13 protein-coding genes, 1 tRNA gene and 1 pseudogene are annotated in these 17,034 nt (G+C 42.3%); 4 read left to right on the forward strand and 11 right to left on the reverse strand.

Going from position 1 to position 17,034, the window contains the following annotated elements:
• Positions 1 to 759 (forward strand): annotated as a pseudogene (locus B2863_RS06400) (hypothetical protein); the annotation flags it as partial.
• A gap of 146 nt (positions 760 to 905) precedes the next feature.
• Here the strand turns inward: B2863_RS06400 and B2863_RS06405 are convergent.
• A complete protein-coding gene (locus B2863_RS06405) occupies positions 906 to 2,144 on the reverse strand; it encodes an argininosuccinate synthase (RefSeq protein WP_057761167.1) in 1,239 nt (412 codons plus the stop codon).
• Between the two features lie 335 nt (positions 2,145 to 2,479).
• Between B2863_RS06405 and pyrC the strand changes: the two genes are divergently transcribed.
• From pyrC to B2863_RS06420, 3 genes are all read left to right on the forward strand, one after another.
• The gene (pyrC, locus tag B2863_RS06410; protein ID WP_296208376.1) at positions 2,480 to 3,550 is read left to right on the forward strand and encodes a dihydroorotase; all 1,071 of its coding nucleotides are present in this window, start codon (positions 2,480 to 2,482) and stop codon (positions 3,548 to 3,550) included.
• A 291-nt stretch (positions 3,551 to 3,841) separates the two neighbouring features.
• A complete protein-coding gene (gene rnt, locus B2863_RS06415; RefSeq protein WP_101206451.1) occupies positions 3,842 to 4,501 on the forward strand; it encodes a ribonuclease T in 660 nt (219 codons plus the stop codon).
• A 531-nt stretch (positions 4,502 to 5,032) separates the two neighbouring features.
• Positions 5,033 to 5,108 (forward strand) — tRNA-Glu (locus B2863_RS06420).
• Between the two features lie 239 nt (positions 5,109 to 5,347).
• On the opposite strand, the gene B2863_RS06425 is transcribed toward B2863_RS06420, so the two are convergent.
• The 10 genes from B2863_RS06425 to B2863_RS06470 form a co-directional block, all read right to left on the reverse strand.
• A complete protein-coding gene (locus tag B2863_RS06425) occupies positions 5,348 to 5,956 on the reverse strand; it encodes a BLUF domain-containing protein (protein ID WP_296208378.1) in 609 nt (202 codons plus the stop codon).
• A 427-nt stretch (positions 5,957 to 6,383) separates the two neighbouring features.
• Positions 6,384 to 7,112 carry a 2-C-methyl-D-erythritol 4-phosphate cytidylyltransferase gene (ispD, locus tag B2863_RS06430; protein ID WP_296208381.1) on the reverse strand — a complete coding sequence of 243 codons (729 nt, stop codon included), beginning with the start codon at positions 7,110 to 7,112 and terminating at the stop codon, positions 6,384 to 6,386.
• A 168-nt stretch (positions 7,113 to 7,280) separates the two neighbouring features.
• On the reverse strand, positions 7,281 to 7,589 hold the full coding sequence (locus B2863_RS06435; RefSeq protein ID WP_057761172.1) for an FtsB family cell division protein: 309 nt from the start codon (positions 7,587 to 7,589) through the stop codon (positions 7,281 to 7,283).
• 166 nt (positions 7,590 to 7,755) lie between these two features.
• The gene (eno, locus tag B2863_RS06440; RefSeq protein WP_057761174.1) at positions 7,756 to 9,072 is read right to left on the reverse strand and encodes a phosphopyruvate hydratase; all 1,317 of its coding nucleotides are present in this window, start codon (positions 9,070 to 9,072) and stop codon (positions 7,756 to 7,758) included.
• 325 nt (positions 9,073 to 9,397) lie between these two features.
• Positions 9,398 to 11,755, reverse strand: a complete 2,358-nt coding sequence (locus B2863_RS06445; RefSeq protein ID WP_414706898.1) for a heavy metal translocating P-type ATPase — start codon at positions 11,753 to 11,755, stop codon at positions 9,398 to 9,400.
• A gap of 236 nt (positions 11,756 to 11,991) precedes the next feature.
• Complete coding sequence (locus B2863_RS06450; RefSeq protein WP_057761178.1) at positions 11,992 to 12,216, reverse strand: heavy-metal-associated domain-containing protein; 225 nt, start codon at positions 12,214 to 12,216, stop codon at positions 11,992 to 11,994.
• Between the two features lie 254 nt (positions 12,217 to 12,470).
• Entirely contained in the window at positions 12,471 to 12,728 is a 258-nt protein-coding gene (locus B2863_RS06455; protein WP_296208386.1) for a heavy-metal-associated domain-containing protein, read from the reverse strand.
• Between the two features lie 27 nt (positions 12,729 to 12,755).
• Positions 12,756 to 13,631: a 3-deoxy-8-phosphooctulonate synthase gene (gene kdsA / locus B2863_RS06460; RefSeq protein ID WP_296208389.1), complete on the reverse strand. Its 876-nt coding sequence runs from the start codon at positions 13,629 to 13,631 to the stop codon at positions 12,756 to 12,758.
• 212 nt (positions 13,632 to 13,843) lie between these two features.
• Complete coding sequence (locus B2863_RS06465) at positions 13,844 to 15,478, reverse strand: CTP synthase (RefSeq protein ID WP_201568858.1); 1,635 nt, start codon at positions 15,476 to 15,478, stop codon at positions 13,844 to 13,846.
• Positions 15,479 to 15,664: 186 nt separating this feature from the next.
• On the reverse strand, positions 15,665 to 16,708 hold the full coding sequence (locus B2863_RS06470; protein WP_201548205.1) for a porin: 1,044 nt from the start codon (positions 16,706 to 16,708) through the stop codon (positions 15,665 to 15,667).
• Positions 16,709 to 17,034 lie beyond the last annotated feature (326 nt).

A 17,034-nucleotide genomic window follows, 5' to 3' on the forward strand; every position in this document is an offset into this window, starting at 1 on the left:
CGATTTAGCCCAGAGCATACGCATACCTCATCTGCTGAGACAGGAAGCAATAGTGACTTGCTCGAATCAACTACTGAAGCTGTTGAAGCGATAGAGAACAACTCAGAGAGTAATACGGAACGTACTTTATTAAATGCTGAGCAGCTATCAAGCACTCCACCTTCTTTTGATCCTTACTGGTATGAGCTGACTGGATTCAAACCTGAAAACTATGAACCTGTGCAAGATATGCAAATGGCAACAGGCAATTATTTAAAAGCCATTGGGCGCTCACCTGACAATCTACAGCAAGGTCGTCACAATGATATGCTGGTATTTACGGACATGCATGCCGTTGCCTTACCACATCAACGCTGGCTGCTACAATTAGCCAAAATCTCAGATATCTATCTTAGCCGAAATCGACTGCGCGTTAACTCTGAACCAGCCAATCCGCCTAAACCGCCTTTAGTAAGTTTGGGATTAATCGGCGGCAATAACGACAATACACCGACCACCACTAGTGAAAAGCCCATCGAATATGAGGCTTCCACACCGCTATGGAAAAATCCTGTCATTCTTATCATCATACTTGTCGTCGGTGTCCTTGGTGCACTTGCTACCTTAAAGTACCAATCGCAAAAGTCTGACGGTGCGATACTGGCAACTGAAGAAGTATTAGAACAAGATGCCATTGATGAGCGCCAACAGCAAGATGTAGCCATCGTTATGGTAGATGAAGATGAACCTGACGTTGTAGAGACAGAAAAAGCTGAGTAAAGCGTTTTACTATTAAGACAGCTATTCTAAAAGTGATGGTTTTAGCAATCATTTATTAACCATAAAAAAAAGAGACCCTACCAACATAGAGTCTCTTTTTTGTTGTGCCATCTAAGTTATGAATTGGCTATCAGTAGCCAAAAGACTTACTTAGATAAATCGCGACCACGGCTAGCTTCGATAGCTAAACGTAGGCCATTTAGACGGATAAAGCCTTCTGCGTCTTTTTGGTCATAAGCGCCCGCATCATCTTCGAAAGTGGCAATTTTTTCATCAAATAATGAATCGTCAGATTTACGACCAACAACGCTCACGCTACCTTTATACAGTTTTACACGTACGGTACCGTTGACATACTCTTGTGATTTGTCAATCAATGCTTGTAGCATCATACGCTCAGGGCTGAACCAATAGCCATTGTAGATGATTTTTGCGTAGCGTGGCATTAGCTCATCTTTTAGATGGGCAGCTTCACGATCAAGCGTTAACGACTCAATACCGCGATGCGCTTTTAGCATAATAGTACCCGCTGGCGTCTCGTAGCAACCACGTGATTTCATACCGACGTAACGGTTTTCAACGATATCTAAACGGCCGATGCCATGTTTGCCGCCGATTTCATTCAGCTTAATCATGACTTCATAAGGCTTAAGCGCTTCGCCATCGATAGCAACGATGTCGCCTTTTTCGTATTCTAGTTCTAGATACTGTGCTTCATCAGGTGCTTCTTCTGGGCTGACAGACCAGCGCCACATGTCATCTTCTGCTTCAGTATACGGTTCTTCTAGAACACCGCCTTCATAAGAGATGTGTAGTAAGTTAGCATCCATTGAGTAAGGAGATTTTTTCTTATTGCCCGCATAATCGATTGCGATATCATGCTCTTCAGCATATTTCATCAAGCTTTCACGGCTTGATAGATCCCACTCGCGCCAAGGAGCAATAGTTACTACATCTGGTGATAAGGCGACTGCACCTAGCTCAAAACGAACTTGGTCATTGCCTTTACCCGTCGCACCATGACTGATAGCATCGGCGTTATGCTCTTTAGCAATCTCAACTAAACGCTTGGCAATCAATGGACGAGCAATGGACGTACCTAATAAGTACTCACCTTCGTAAATGGCATTGGCACGGAACATAGGGAATACATAATCACGAGCGAACTCTTCGCGCAAATCTTCGATATGGATATGCTTGATACCCATTGCTTGAGCTTTGGCTCGTGCTGGCTCAACTTCTTCGCCTTGACCGATATCAGCGGTAAAGGTGATTACTTCCGCATCATAAGTTTCTTGTAGCCATTTAGCGATGATTGAGGTATCAAGACCACCTGAATAAGCCAAGACGATTTTATTGATATTTTTTGGATCAAGTTGAGCCATGAAGAACTCCCATTATGAAATATAGTTTTAGAAAAGGCGACGATCAAATCGAAAGCAAGTCGAACGATAATTACCTGCTCAGTGTACATCATATTTACTATGGGCAAAAGTCTAACTGCCATAAGGCGTGCGCTTTTGACTTAAATTCTAGTCAACCTCATTTTTGCCATCAGAATTTAAACATCGTTTAAAGATAAGATATTAATCTTAGCTCGATGAATTATGTACAGATATCTAGCCTTATATTTAGTCAAGTGGGCAAATCTGTTATGATAGACCCACAGTATTACTCCCTTTTGTTTCCTTTATTTGACGATATAGAGCGCTTTGACACTATGACTGATTCGATTAGAGAATTGACCATCCTTCAGCCAGATGACTGGCATATTCATTTGCGTGACGATCTCGCTTTGAGCACGACCGTACCTCATGCAGCAAGCAGCTTCAACCGTGTCATCTGTATGCCTAACCTTGTGCCTCCAGTCAAAAATGCACAAGATGCGATTGCCTACCGCGCACGTATCATGGAGCAATTAGCAGCAAGTGATTTAAGTCTTGAGCGCAAGTCAGCTTTCGATCCGCGTATGACTCTATATTTAACGGATAACACCACTGCCCAAGATATTGAGTTGGCAGCGCAGTCAGGTATCGTACAAGCTGTCAAACTCTACCCTGCTGGAGCGACTACTAACTCCGCAGATGGCGTCACCAATATTAATGCCTGCGTCGATGTCTTTGAAGCATTAGAGAAGTACAATTTGCCATTGCTAATTCATGGTGAAGTGACCCAAGACCATATAGATATCTTTGATCGTGAAAAGCGTTTCTTAGATGAAGTGTTGGCACAAATTATCGTGAAATTCCCTACGTTGAAAATAGTAGTAGAGCACATCACTACCAGCGATGCGGCAGATTTTGTATTGTCACAAGGTAACCATGTTGCTGCCACTATTACGCCGCAGCATTTGATGTTTAACCGCAATCACTTATTGGTGGGTGGCATCAAACCGCATTTTTATTGCTTACCTATTTTAAAGCGTGAGAGCCACCAAAAAGTGCTATTAGATGTAGCTACTAGTGGTAATCCAAAGTTCTTCTTGGGTACCGACTCTGCGCCACATGCGACAGACAAAAAAGAAGCCGCTTGTGGCTGTGCCGGTTGCTATAGTGCAGCCACGGCGCTGCCCTTGTATGCGACCGCCTTTGATAGTATTGGAAAAATAGATAAGCTTGAAGGTTTTGCCAGTCGTTTTGGCGCTCAGTTCTACGGCTTACCTCTAAATGAAAGCACCATCACGCTTGTTAACACGCCTATGCAAGTACCGACTGACTATCCTTATTTTGATGGCGCATCATTGACTCCCCTAATGGCAGGTGAGACGCTACCTTGGTCAATTAAGGCTTAACGCCCGTAAAGCTTAGCATTCAATAAATGACCTGTTATTTTATCCTATGATATTGATGATACCTTTGTAGTAGATTTCTTTGTACTAAAGGTGCAGTTAGTATCATAGGATGCTTATTTCTTATTCAATATATTAGTACGACTGATAAAAGTGATTTAACTTTATATGACCAATCAAAACATAGCGACCTTGCCTGACGAAGACTTATCAAACCCTAAATCTGCCAGTCTTGATGCTACTCTAAGCACTTCCGCTGAAGATGCAGCTTCAGCGACAGATGAGCAAGCACCTATGGCCTTAAAAGACCGCTTTCGTAAGTTCTTGCCTGTCGTCGTCGACGTGGAAACAGCAGGTTTCAATGCCCAGACTGATGCCCTGTTAGAAATTGCCTGCATTCCCGTCTTACTGAATGAGCAAGGTGTATTTTATCCAGGTGAAGCTTTCAACGCTCATATTGAGCCTTTTGAAGGTGCGAACTTAGAACCAAGTGCGCTTGCTTTTACGGGTATTGATCCTAAAAACCCAATGCGTAAAGCCATTGCTGAAGATGAAAAAACAGCCTTACGCCGCATCTTTAAAGGGTTAAAAGACGTACGCCGTGACGAAGAATGCCGTCAATGTGTCTTAATTGGGCACAATGCTCATTTTGACTTGGCTTTTTTGAATGCAGCTGTGCTACGAACCAATAGCAAAAACCACAATCCATTTCATAACTTTTCAGTATTTGATACCGTCACCTTATCAGCATTAGCATTTGGTCAAACCGTCCTAGCACGTGCTTGTAAGGCAGCAGGGTTAGAGTTCGATGGCAAGAATGCTCACTCAGCTCTGTATGACACTCAAAAGACTGCTGAACTATTTTGTCATATACTGAATAACTACCCTATGTTGGCCAATGCGCTGCACAATGAAGATGCGAAAGAAGAGTCAGCTGATAGCGATAGTCAATAAGTCACATATCCTATATTGCCAATCATACATAATAGTGCTATTTGTAATACTTGATGACTTTGACATCTTGATTTGGCAATCAATAGGGATATGATTGATATCATAATATATAGATGGAACTATTTTCGTGATTACAGACATAGTTGTTCTATTCGATATTAATAACGGTCTGATGATAAAATATCACTCTTAAACGATGTAGTTATATCCTATAGATGGTTTAAGTTGCTCACACTGTCTTGATAGTAAGCATTATCAAGATTAATAGGAGGGACTTTATTATGGATCCACAGCTCAAGTTATGGGGCACCATTCTCGGTTATATGCTGCTCGCATTGACGATTAGTGCCTGTACTTCTTTATGGATTCGCTATCATTTAAAGCGAAATGACCTACATCCTCGTCGCGCAATTAAAAAAAGATATTTAATTTTAAAAAGACGTAGAAAAAGGCTTGACAGGAAGCGCCGACGCTATTAAAATACGCACCACTTCAGCATAAATGGTGAAAGCAGTTGAAGTGTTGTTACTAGTCCCCATCGTCTAGAGGCCTAGGACACCGCCCTTTCACGGCGGTAACGGGGGTTCGAATCCCCCTGGGGACGCCACTATTTGGCGTCACTTGTTAGCACTATTGCTTAGCATTAGATTAGACTAACAAGCGTACCACCAAAACCCAGTTCATAATAAATTATGAACTGGGTTTTTTTATGTCTGTCATTAAGAGCTAACTTATTCTTTTAAATAAAAAAGCCAGCATCAATTGAATGCTGGCTTTTTCTATTTGGTTGTCTTATTAACTATAAATATAGCTTGGCTCAAGGGGAACTTTATTCATATCTATCGATTACAGCAGTAACCATAGCAACGTAGCCACTATCATTAATCCCAATATCGTCTGGATTAAAAAGAACGCTTGATGCTGCCCTACAACCTTACTTAAAGTGACCCCTAGCGTACTATATTTGACAGGTGGCGTATCGACGTTACCTGTTCTCGTTTGCTCTTCATAGTAGCCCTGCAGCACGTCCAAGAACTTCTGCCACTCATTAGAATCCCACTCATAAGGCTTAAATGGCATTAACTTTTTAAGCTCAGGCTCTTTAGTCATCCAACGCTCAAGGGTAATTGAACGTAATGACCAACTGGCAAAGCGACGTTCGGTAATCTCAGAAAAATCTAAAATCTTTAATTCTTTATGTCGATCATCCACCAACAAACGATTTTTTAGATTGGTTAGTGCCTGCTCTGAGCCTTCGACACACTGTAAAAAGTAGCCATTGCCATAGCAAAGAATACCCGTGACATTATCTATTTGATTGCGTTCAACCGCGGTCTCTGAGATATCATTAAGCGTGCTAGGACTTGAAAGACCAGTAGAGGTAATCCGGCTTATATATACAAGCTGGCAGAAATCTGTCGTTACTGGATTTGTTGAATCGTTGATTGTTGACAATCAGCTTCTCCCTATTATCAGGTAAATGTCGCTAAAACAATCATACTAACTTCAGAAAAAATATAGAGACAACATAACTAAGCGTAATGAATCGGTCTGATATATTATTGATTTTATAAGTTTTTATATTAATTGTATTAAGTTAGTTACATCATAGGTTAGTTTGGTCATTAAAGCAACCTATTACTGGACATAGGCCCGCTCAGACACAAAAAACATGTGTAATAACCATATTATATCCCAAAGTAGATTATATATATTCTTGGTATAGGCTTTAGTAATAGTTCATTTTTGAATTAATCTTTAAGAATAGTACAGAAAAGTCTAACGAGGATATAGTGGCTACTGAAGCCCTAATACTTATTATGGCCACCATTAAGTATAAAAGGAGTAAAATTGATGCTCGTTAGCGGAAGTAGAATTGAAACTAAGACTGAAGCGCCATAATCGCTGTTAACAGTACCGCATCATCAGGATAGGTCAGTTTTATATTCTGGCGACTACCAGAGACTAAGCGTATTGGTAAACCTAGTTGTTCAAAAGCACTGGCCTCATCTGTGATGCTTAGCTGATGTTCAAACACATGATTTAGGACTTTTTTTAATTGACCTAAACGGAATACTTGCGGGGTTTGTGCTTGCCACATGTTACTACGATCAATGGTAGATTTGGTATAAGAGTGTGCACGACTCTCTTCTGCGGAAGTAGCTTGCTGATAGGAAGCTTTTAACGTATCGGCCACTGGTGTCGCTAGAATAGCGCCGTAAGGCTCCAACATCGCTGCTTCAATCACTTGATCGATATCTGAACTTGGTACAGCGGGACGTGCTGCATCGTGAATAAGCACCAAATCTGAATCATCAGCACCTGTCTGACTAATTGCTTCAACGCCCGACTGTACTGACTGCCAACGCTCCGCTCCGCCGACTGCATAGCTTATAGGAAGGGCAAACTCTAACTGCTGAGCCGTGCCGTCATCGGCTGATATGACCAATAGACAATTATCAATGTAATCACTACAAGCAAGTCGTGCCACGCTATGTTGCAATAGCGTCTGACCTTCTAGCATTGTATATTGTTTGGCAATAGACGCACCAAAACGGCTGCCGCGACCAGCTGCGACAATCATGGCATGTATATTAGGGGTTGTATTCATAGTAGTGTACTCATGGTTTGAGCCCATGACAGTATATGTAAAGAGGAATAAAGCAGGTGTTAAGTATAATGAATGGTGTCAGGTAACAACATTATAATGCTACGTCATGAAAATTAAGTCATGCCGTGAAAAATAGTCTATTTGTAAGAGCCAGTATATTCGTAATAGCTAATAGTTGCTGTGCGTGGTTGGTGCGGTGGATACTTGGACAAAAGTCTCATTGGGTTTGATTAAACCTAAATCTAAGCGAGCATGCTCTTCTACGGCCTCAAGTCCCGTTTTTAAATCTTGAACATCGGTGCGTAGTAAGTTGTTTGCTGCAACTTGATTGTCATTCAAACGTTGTTGCTCTTCAATTTGAGCTGTCAACTTGTTGTGTTCAAAACGGCCATTTTCACCCAACCAATACTGATATTGCAATCCTAAAAGCACTGCAACGGCTAAAGCAAGTAGTATAAATTGGCTAAAATATTTCATAAGGTGATAACGCCAAACGGTATAAAAGAGAATAGTAAAGTTTAAGCTGATTAGGCGATATACAAATGATTATATATCGCCTAAGTATTGACTTCAGCTGATGAGTCTAGGCTTTTTAGCGTACATTACTTAACGCATATTACGCGCCAAAGAGCCAGTCAGACGCTTAGCCACGTAGACCGATAAACTCTTCACGGCCACGATAGCTTGCACGTACTTGCTGCTCAATACGTAGCAATTGGTTGTACTTCGCTACGCGGTCTGAACGGCATAGTGAGCCAGTTTTGATCTGACCTGCCGCTGTACCAACTGCCAAATCTGCAATGGTGCTGTCTTCAGTTTCACCTGAACGATGTGAAATGATAGTTGCATAGCCATTTTTCTTAGCCATATAAATCGCATCTAGCGTTTCTGACAAAGTGCCAATTTGGTTAAATTTAATCAAAATAGCATTGGCAATATGCTTATCAATACCTTCTTGCAAGATCGCAGGATTGGTCACAAACAAATCATCACCAACCAATTGGACTTTATCGCCAATCTGCTCGGTCAAATACTTCCAGCCATCCCAATCCGACTCATCAAGACCGTCTTCGATAGAGATAATCGGATACTGACGTGCCAGCCCAACTAGATAGTCTGAGAACCCTTGGCTATCAAAGGCTTTATTGCCTTCGCCTGCCAAAACGTATTGACCATTTTTGTAAAACTCACTAGCCGCACAATCTAGCGCAAGATGAATATCTTCACCAGCTTTGTAGCCGACTTGTTCAATCGCTTGCATGATAACCGTGATGGCTTCTTCGTTACTACGTAGGTTCGGTGCAAAACCACCTTCATCACCAACGGCAGTGTTTAGACCTTGTGATTTTAATACAGACTTTAAGCTATGAAAAATCTCTGTACCAGCACGCAGCGCTTCTGAGAAGCTAGTGAAGCCTACAGGCTCAATCATAAACTCTTGGATATCAACCGTGTTGTCCGCGTGCTCGCCACCGTTCAAGATGTTCATCATCGGCACAGGCATGGTCAACGACGTTTGATTACGTAGATTAGCGATGTATTGATGTAATGGCAGATTCTGTGACTTGGCTGCCGCTTTGGCCGTCGCAAGTGACACAGCTAGCATGGCATTGGCACCCAAGCTTTCTTTGTTTTCTGTACCATCTAGCGCAATCATGGCATCATCAATAGCCTGTTGCTCAGTCACATCTTTGTCAATCAAGGCACTGCGAATTTGACTGTTGACATTAGAAACGGCTTTTTTGACGCCTTTACCCATAAAGCGGGTCTTATCGCCATCACGTAACTCAAGCGCTTCACGTGAGCCTGTTGATGCGCCACTTGGAGCAGCAGCACGGCCGACAGTACCGTCAGCTAAAATAACATCGGCTTCGATAGTTGGGTTACCGCGCGAGTCTAAAATTTCACGAGCGCGAATGTCTTTAATTGCGGTGACGTTGTTGGTTTCTTCAGCGTACATAATGTCTGTTAATTCCTTTGGTCATGCCAAGTTTGTGAGATAAATAACGGCAGCTAGCATACAAAAAAGATAAAGCAAAATATCATATAGCGCGTAATTCTAAAAACCCTTTATACCCTTCTATCTTGTGGCTATCGTTACCTAGCAATTAGAGGGATATAAAGCAGATTAATAGTCGGCTATAGTGCTTGGCATCATAGCATATATTTTACCAAACTTCCCTTATCTTACACCGACTTGCAGTGATAAAAACAATCTTAGAGATACATATATGCAGTGGCTGTCTGTTTATATTTATAGAAGCTTAAAGCAAATATAATAGCTACTATTTCGCTATGCGCTTATTATCCGTATGAGAGGTGGATACCGTATCATCTAGCTCAACCTCTGTCTTAAACCGTGTCAATCGTAGTGCATTCATGAGTACTGAGATGGAGCTAAGCGCCATAGCAGCGGCAGCAATCATCGGATTCAAAAACCCGAATGCAGCAAGCGGAATACCAAGACAGTTATAAATAAAGGCAAAAAACAGATTTTGCTTGATATTGCGTAGCGTTGCTTGAGCGATTTTTTGTGCCGCATCGATATGCATGAGCGACTCACCCATTAGCCGTGCAGAGGCACTATGCTGAGCGACATCAGTTCCCTCAAACATCGCAAAGCTGGCATCGGCAGTAGCCATCGCTGGCGCATCGTTGACGCCGTCTCCTGCCATCGCTACCTTATGACCAGCAGTTTGCAATAGTGCAATTTGACTGGCCTTGTCACGCGGGCTCATCTTGCCATAAGCCTTATCAATACCCAACTGCCCTGCTACATGATCGACGACGGACTGCTTATCACCACTCATCAAAATGACATTGATACCCGCATCTTGTAGTGCAGCGATTGCTTGCGGCGTATCTGCCTTTAAGTCATCGGCTAGTGCAAACGCACCTAGTGGCTCATCATTGATACTAATCGCAACGGTACTGGCAATTTGCCATACTTTTGGCATGAATCTTGGTAACGTCAAGTTCGCAAACTCTGCCGTACCCACTTTTATCAGACCAAGACCTTCGATATTTGCTTGTATACCAGCGCCTTTTATCACACTGATGTCAGTCACATTAAATAGAGACAGTTGACGGTCTTTAGCCGTATTGACGAGGGCAGTTGCTAGTGGATGACTGGCATGCGCCTCGACACTGGCCGCAATCTGCAATACATCATCAACAGCAAGCGACTTATCCACCATGACATGATCGACGATAGTAGGTTTGCCAATAGTCAATGTACCTGTTTTATCGAGTACTACCGTATCTATATTACCTGCTGCCTCAAGACTTTGCGCATCCTTGAACCACACACCATGACGCGCGGCAACGCCCATACCAGCCATGATCGCTGCTGGCGTGGCCAAACCAAGTGCACAAGGACAAGCAATAACCAAGACTGATACTGCATGCATTAAAGCAGTATCAACCATACCTGTTAGCCACCATGTGACCCCAAAAGTAACCAACGCAATCGTTACTACTACGGGGACAAAGATAGCCGTTACTCGATCCGCGAGACGCGCTAGATTGGCTTTTGAGCCTTGTGCATCACTCAACGCTTGTACCATATCACCAAGCTTAGTATCACTACCCTTCGCACTGACACAATATAACAGACTGCCATTCTCTACCAAGGCACCTGCTAGCAAACCATCGCCTTGCTCTTTTTTGAGAGCTACCGACTCGCCAGTTAAATGACTCTCCACGCACCAACCGCTGCCTTCTATGACGGTACCATCTGTAGCGACGCGGCTACCTTGTTTTGCACGTAAGACGTCATCCACTTGCACATCAGACAACGCAATCCTATGAAATTCACCATTTGGCTGCTGCTGCTCTACTTCATCAGGTGTCAATGACAGTAATAAATCAATACTGTTTAGGCTGTGCTTCTTGGTACGTTCCTCAAGATATTTACCTGTACGTACAAAGGCAATGACCATCACCCCTGCTTCAAAATATACGGCTGGGCTGTTACCAGCACCGTGTCCGCCCAGATGCCCACTTTGCAATAGACTGTTTAAAGTACCATCGCCGTGCGTGAGCCATAGATAAGTCGAATATGCCCATATCGTTACTGTACCGATGACCACCAGCACATCCATATTGGCAAGGCCACCTTTTATAGACGCCCATGCGCTCTTATAAAACGGCAACGCCAAACCAAACTGTACTATGGTCGCTAAAATAAATTGCACCCAGACCGGCGGCATCCACGCCATACCAAAACCCGTCAACATACCTGCCATACCCACCAAAAACGGCACCAAACAAACCCACAATCCGATCAAACGCCATGGGTATTGAGTGGCGGTATCTTCGTCAGTCTGAGCAAATAAGCTATCGGCTGCCTGCACATTGGCAACAAAACCTGTTTTATTCACCCACTCCGTCACCTGTTCGGGCGTCGTTTGGGTCGGATCATAATCGACATTGGCAGTCTCGCCAGCAAAACTCACACTTACCTCATACACTGAAGGCTTCTTGTTAAGCACCTTCTCAATTCTTGAGGCGCAGGCCTGACAAGTCATGCCGTCAATCGCTAATTGCAAATGCGCGCGTTGCGGTGTCAGTGGCATGTTGGACTCAACATCAGTTTCGACATCATAAGACTTATCTTTGGTAGTACGGTTGGTATCGTTCATAAATAAAACTCGTCATGGTGCCTATAAATTTGTAGGAACCACGATAAAATATCAGTGGGTAGGCAAAAAATTCAAATAAAGCAATTAGGTTATATCGTATTCAGTATGAGCATTTTAGACAAAGTAGCCATGTATCAAAGTATCGAGACTGAATACTCGTAATCGTTAATCATTAAAAAACCAGCTATCATGCTTGTAATAACATGTTAGCTGGTTCTGTAAATAAGTGATGGAATTTATGAGTTAGCAACTGTCGCCTCAAATCCAGCATCGTCAATAGCTGAAGCAATAGCCTCTGCACTGGTTTTGCTATCATCAAAGGTTATCGTCGCTAGGTTATCAGCAAGGTCAACGGTAATAGTTTCTAATCCATCAATATCGGCTGTTGCTGTATGTACGCTTGCTACGCATCCGCCACAAGTCATACCATCAATTTTAATAATACGTGTTTGATCTGCCATATTGGGCTCCTTATTTTTATTAGTAATGAGCAACTCTAATAGTTATTCTGTTAATGATAACTTTGATATTTTTTAAGTTATCAAAGTAAGAGCAACTATCAAAGCTACATTAAATAAGCATAAGCCCTATTATCCTCGACAACAAGACCGTTTGGTTGTTGCTTTATTAACGAGATGCTATTAACGAGACAGCAACTTATTAATAAACACGTAAAAGAGCTCATCGGCAAATTTATAGCAATAGCTATTTGTAATTATAAATCGTTATGGTGCGGGTTCTGCGGTGAATCAATCGGAAATGGCTGAGTCACATAGTCCACCATACTAATCGCCGCTGTTAAGGCATGGATACTAGTATCTGTATCATCATAGCTTACCGTTGCGACATTATGCTTAGGATCCAAATTAATAGCCGTCACGCCTGAGATGTTCTTAAGCGCGGTCATTACGCTATCTAAGCCTTCTACATCATCGATATTTTCGATGCTTACTTGCGCCATCTGAATTGCCATTGTATAGCCCTCTTATCACGTACCGTATCAATGAGTATCCAATACTTCAAAACCTTTAACCAAATCATCAATTTGCTTAAGTTGACGTAAGAAAGGCTCTAGTTGGCTCATACGCAGCGCACATGGACCGTCACATTTCGCAGTTTCTGGGTTTGGATGCGCTTCTAAAAATAACCCTGCCAACCCTGTAGCCATACCTGCACGGGCAAGCGTTGTAATCTGCTCACGGCGTCCACCAGCACTATCACTACGTGCACCTGGCTGTTGTAAGCTATGCGTCACGTCAAAGAATACCGGTATATCCATCTGCTTCATGGTATCAAAACCAAGCATATCTACGACCAGATTATTATAACCAAAGGCACTACCACGCTCACAAAGTATCAATTTATCATTACCACCCTCTAGGCACTTATTGACGATATGACGCATCTCGTGAGGAGCCAAAAACTGCGCCTTTTTGATATTAATAATGGCATCTGTTTTTGCCATCGCATGCACTAAATCTGTCTGACGCGACAAAAATGCAGGTAGCTGAATAATGTCAGCGACTTCAGCGATTGGTGCTGCTTGATGTGGTTCATGCACATCAGTGATAATCGGTACTTGGAATTTTTCTTTGATCTGACCTAACCAATCGATACCTTGCTCTAAACCAGGCCCACGATATGAATGTAGACTTGAGCGGTTGGCTTTATCAAAGCTCGCTTTAAAAACATAGCCGATACCCAAGCGCTTGCAGATATCAACATACTGCTCAGCAATCTCAAATGCCAATTCTTTAGACTCTAAAACATTCATACCACCGAACAATACAAAAGGCTGGTCGTTACCAATGTTAATCGTATCGTTATTAGGAGTGTTGAGCGTGATATGTGATTGTGCAGTCAATAAGTTTTCCATGAAGCCATTACCTCTTATTTTGTTATTAATATCTCTATCACATATTGTAACCGATAGGCTGATTAAAAAAAGTATGCAAGCGTAATTAGACATTATTAATGAGGATTGACTTGTTAATAACTACTAACAGTTTGGATTAAGCAAAAAAAGACCAATCCGAAGATCAGTCTTTTTTATAATAAACGCTTTCAATATATATTACATTTTGAGAGCTATTTTGCTTCGCTGTGGTTCTTAGCCGCTTTTACAAAGCTGTTAAACAGTGGATGACCACCGCGCGGTGAGCTAGTGAACTCTGGATGGAACTGTACAGCGACAAACCATGGATGCTCAGAGATCTCTACCGACTCTACCAAATGCTGCTTGGCAGAATAACCAGAGATGGTCATACCTGCTTGCTCTAACGGCTCGATATAACGGTTATTCATCTCATAGCGATGGCGATGACGCTCAGTGATATTGCTTGCACCATAAATTTGGCTTAGCTTACTGCCAGAAACCAGCTCTGCTTGCTGTGCGCCTAGACGCATCGTGCCACCAAGGTCTGAATCATCACTACGAATCTGTAGCTCGCCGCGCTCATCTAACCATTCAGTGATTAGACCAATGATAGGCTCAGCTGTCTTACGATCAAACTCAGAAGAGTTGGCGTTAATATTAAGTACGTTACGTGCATACTCAATCACAGCCAACTGCATACCAAGGCAAATGCCTAAATATGGAACGTTGTTTTCACGAGCATAAGTGATGGCTTTTATCTTACCCATCGTACCGCGCTCACCGAAACCGCCTGGTACTAAGATAGCATCAGCATCATTTAGCTGAGCAAGTAAAGTGTCATCATCTTCTAGACGTTCAGCATCGATGTAGTCAATCTTCACGTCTACTTTATGCGTGATACCTGCATGTAGCAATGCTTCGTTGATAGACTTATAAGCATCTGGAAGCTCGACATATTTGCCGACCATCGCAACAGTCACTGTTCCTTCTGGATTCAACTGGGCTTCAACTACTTTATCCCAATCGCTCAAATCAGCTTCAGGCACATCAAGACCGAAACGCTCACAGATTAAATCATCAAGATCTTGCTCGTGTAGCGTGCGCGGGATTTGATAAATACTTTGTGCATCTTCACACATGATTACCGCACGCTCTTCAACGTTGGTAAATAGCGCAATCTTACGACGGTTGTCTTGAGAGATGTGATGATCAGAGCGACAGATTAAGATATCAGGCTGTAGGCCAATAGAGCGCAGCTCTTTTACTGAATGCTGTGTCGGCTTGGTTTTGGTCTCACCAGCACTAGCAATATACGGTACTAAAGTAAGATGCATTAGCATAGCTCTATTACGGCCAAGCTCTACTTGCATCTGACGTACGGCTTCCATAAACGGAAGTGATTCGATATCACCAACGGTACCGCCAATTTCGATAATAGCGATATCATACCCTTCGCCACTGGCAAGGATTTTGTTTTTGATTTCATCAGTAATATGCGGAATAACCTGTACCGTACCGCCAAGGTATTCACCACGGCGTTCTTTATTTAAAACATTTTGATAAATACGGCCGCTGGTAAAGTTATTACTTTTACTCATTTTTGAGTGACGCAAGAAGCGCTCGTAATAACCCAAATCTAAGTCTGTCTCTGCGCCATCTTCGGTGACAAACACCTCACCATGCTGAAATGGGCTCATCGTACCTGGATCGACGTTGATATACGGATCCATCTTGGTCATCGTGACAGTCACGCCACGCGCTTCTAAGACCGCAGCAAGAGAAGCGGCGGTGATACCTTTTCCTAGTGAGGACACTACCCCACCGGTCACAAATATAAACTTGGTCATAGTACTCATCAACAATTGGTAAAGAAGGATTTTACTAAAAATACGCCATAAAATATAGGGCAAAAATGCAAACTGTCTGAAACTCTTGTTTTCTACCTCAGCGGTAGACTTTTGTCACAAATAATACATACAACAAAAAAACCCACCCCGAAGGATGAGTTTTTTATTTAGATTCTAATGGTTAGATTAGAATAAGTACTCTAGACCACCACCGATAGCTAGTACGTCAGCATCAGTATTGCCAAGGTCAGCTGAGTTATTACCAGCATAAGCATGTACAATCATATTATCTTGATAGTAGTATTTACCACCAACAACGATTTGATCTGAGTCAAAGTTGTCAACACCATCTAGGTTGTCAGTTTTGTTGTACTGAACATAAACAGTTGCTGGACGAGCAAAGTTAGATAAGCCTAATGCACCACTAACTACTAGACCTTTCTCTTTTTCGGTATCACCCTCATAGTCAAAATCAGCTACTTGATATAGAGCACCTAATGTTACAGGAGCTGCCATGTATTTACCTAGATCAACAGTTGCTGTACCACGGATGATATCACCATTGATGTTTTGGTCTTTATCGTACGCAACACCAGCAGTGAAGCCAGTACCTTGGTCAAACATTAGCGCAGCACCAAAGCCACTATTACGATCATCACTATCCTCTACAAAGCTTTCGTCAGCACTATACATAACAGAAAGTTGTAATGGTAGGTTGTTGTATTTTGGAGACATCCAAATAACTGAGCTGTTGATACGGCTACTATCAGCCATATTCAAACCACCATAGTTTTCGTTATCTTCAAGTTTATTGCCACCTAGGTTATCCCAATAACCATCGTTAACGACTACGTTGTTGATTTTATCTAAAGTAGATTGGTTTTTACCAGCACGGAATTCACCGAACTGCTTGTTTACAACACCAAGATACGTATCACGGTTAGAGAAACCATCGCTATCACCGTCAACACGAGTACCATACTCTAAGCGATAGATGACGTCAGTATTTGCCGTCATCGCTTCAGAACCTTTGATACCGATACGTGAAGAGTTGGAGTTGATCTGTACTGAGTCAGACTCTCTGTCTGCACGAGCATCACCATTTGGGTAATCAACTTCGGCATTTACATAATCAGCAGTAACAAACGCTTTACCATATAAGGTAGGAGCGGCATTGGCTGCAGAAACAGATAGAGCAGCAACGGCTGTAGCTAAAAGTAGTTTTTTCATGGGGTATCTCCACTTTACAATTGTAGTAATGAGCAAGCTATTATTAGCTGGCGCCCATAATGGTATCGTCACAAATCCTCAAAGATATAATGTGTAACTGGCTACCGAGATTAGTCAGAAACAAGTGTGGCGAAGTTCTATTACAGTAAGATGAAAAAAACCATGATTTACATAACTGGGATTAAAAAAGTAACTGCCATGTAATCTTTAGTTTTTATCCTTCCATTGCGTAACATCGGTTACCAAACTCATACTTCGAGTACAAGCATAACAACTTTGACATAATTTGCAACATATTTTTTTGCCTTTTCGATACATCCATTATC

Source organism: Psychrobacter sp. UBA3480 (genome assembly GCF_002377945.1).
Lineage (GTDB): Bacteria > Pseudomonadota > Gammaproteobacteria > Pseudomonadales > Moraxellaceae > Psychrobacter.

What these genes read in the sequence shown, in the direction of transcription:
- B2863_RS06405 (WP_057761167.1), bottom strand. Translation starts at nt 2,144, where the DNA reads ATGGCTCAACTTGATCCAAAAAATATCAATAAAATCGTCTTGGCTTAT.
- pyrC (WP_296208376.1), top strand. Translation starts at nt 2,480, where the DNA reads ATGACTGATTCGATTAGAGAATTGACCATCCTTCAGCCAGATGACTGG.
- rnt (WP_101206451.1), top strand. Translation starts at nt 3,842, where the DNA reads ATGGCCTTAAAAGACCGCTTTCGTAAGTTCTTGCCTGTCGTCGTCGAC.
- ispD (WP_296208381.1), bottom strand. Translation starts at nt 7,112, where the DNA reads ATGAATACAACCCCTAATATACATGCCATGATTGTCGCAGCTGGTCGC.
- B2863_RS06435 (WP_057761172.1), bottom strand. Translation starts at nt 7,589, where the DNA reads ATGAAATATTTTAGCCAATTTATACTACTTGCTTTAGCCGTTGCAGTG.
- eno (WP_057761174.1), bottom strand. Translation starts at nt 9,072, where the DNA reads ATGTACGCTGAAGAAACCAACAACGTCACCGCAATTAAAGACATTCGC.
- B2863_RS06445 (WP_414706898.1), bottom strand. Translation starts at nt 11,755, where the DNA reads ATGAACGATACCAACCGTACTACCAAAGATAAGTCTTATGATGTCGAA.
- B2863_RS06450 (WP_057761178.1), bottom strand. Translation starts at nt 12,216, where the DNA reads ATGGCAGATCAAACACGTATTATTAAAATTGATGGTATGACTTGTGGC.
- B2863_RS06455 (WP_296208386.1), bottom strand. Translation starts at nt 12,728, where the DNA reads ATGGCAATTCAGATGGCGCAAGTAAGCATCGAAAATATCGATGATGTA.
- kdsA (WP_296208389.1), bottom strand. Translation starts at nt 13,631, where the DNA reads ATGGAAAACTTATTGACTGCACAATCACATATCACGCTCAACACTCCT.
- B2863_RS06465 (WP_201568858.1), bottom strand. Translation starts at nt 15,478, where the DNA reads ATGACCAAGTTTATATTTGTGACCGGTGGGGTAGTGTCCTCACTAGGA.
- B2863_RS06470 (WP_201548205.1), bottom strand. Translation starts at nt 16,708, where the DNA reads ATGAAAAAACTACTTTTAGCTACAGCCGTTGCTGCTCTATCTGTTTCT.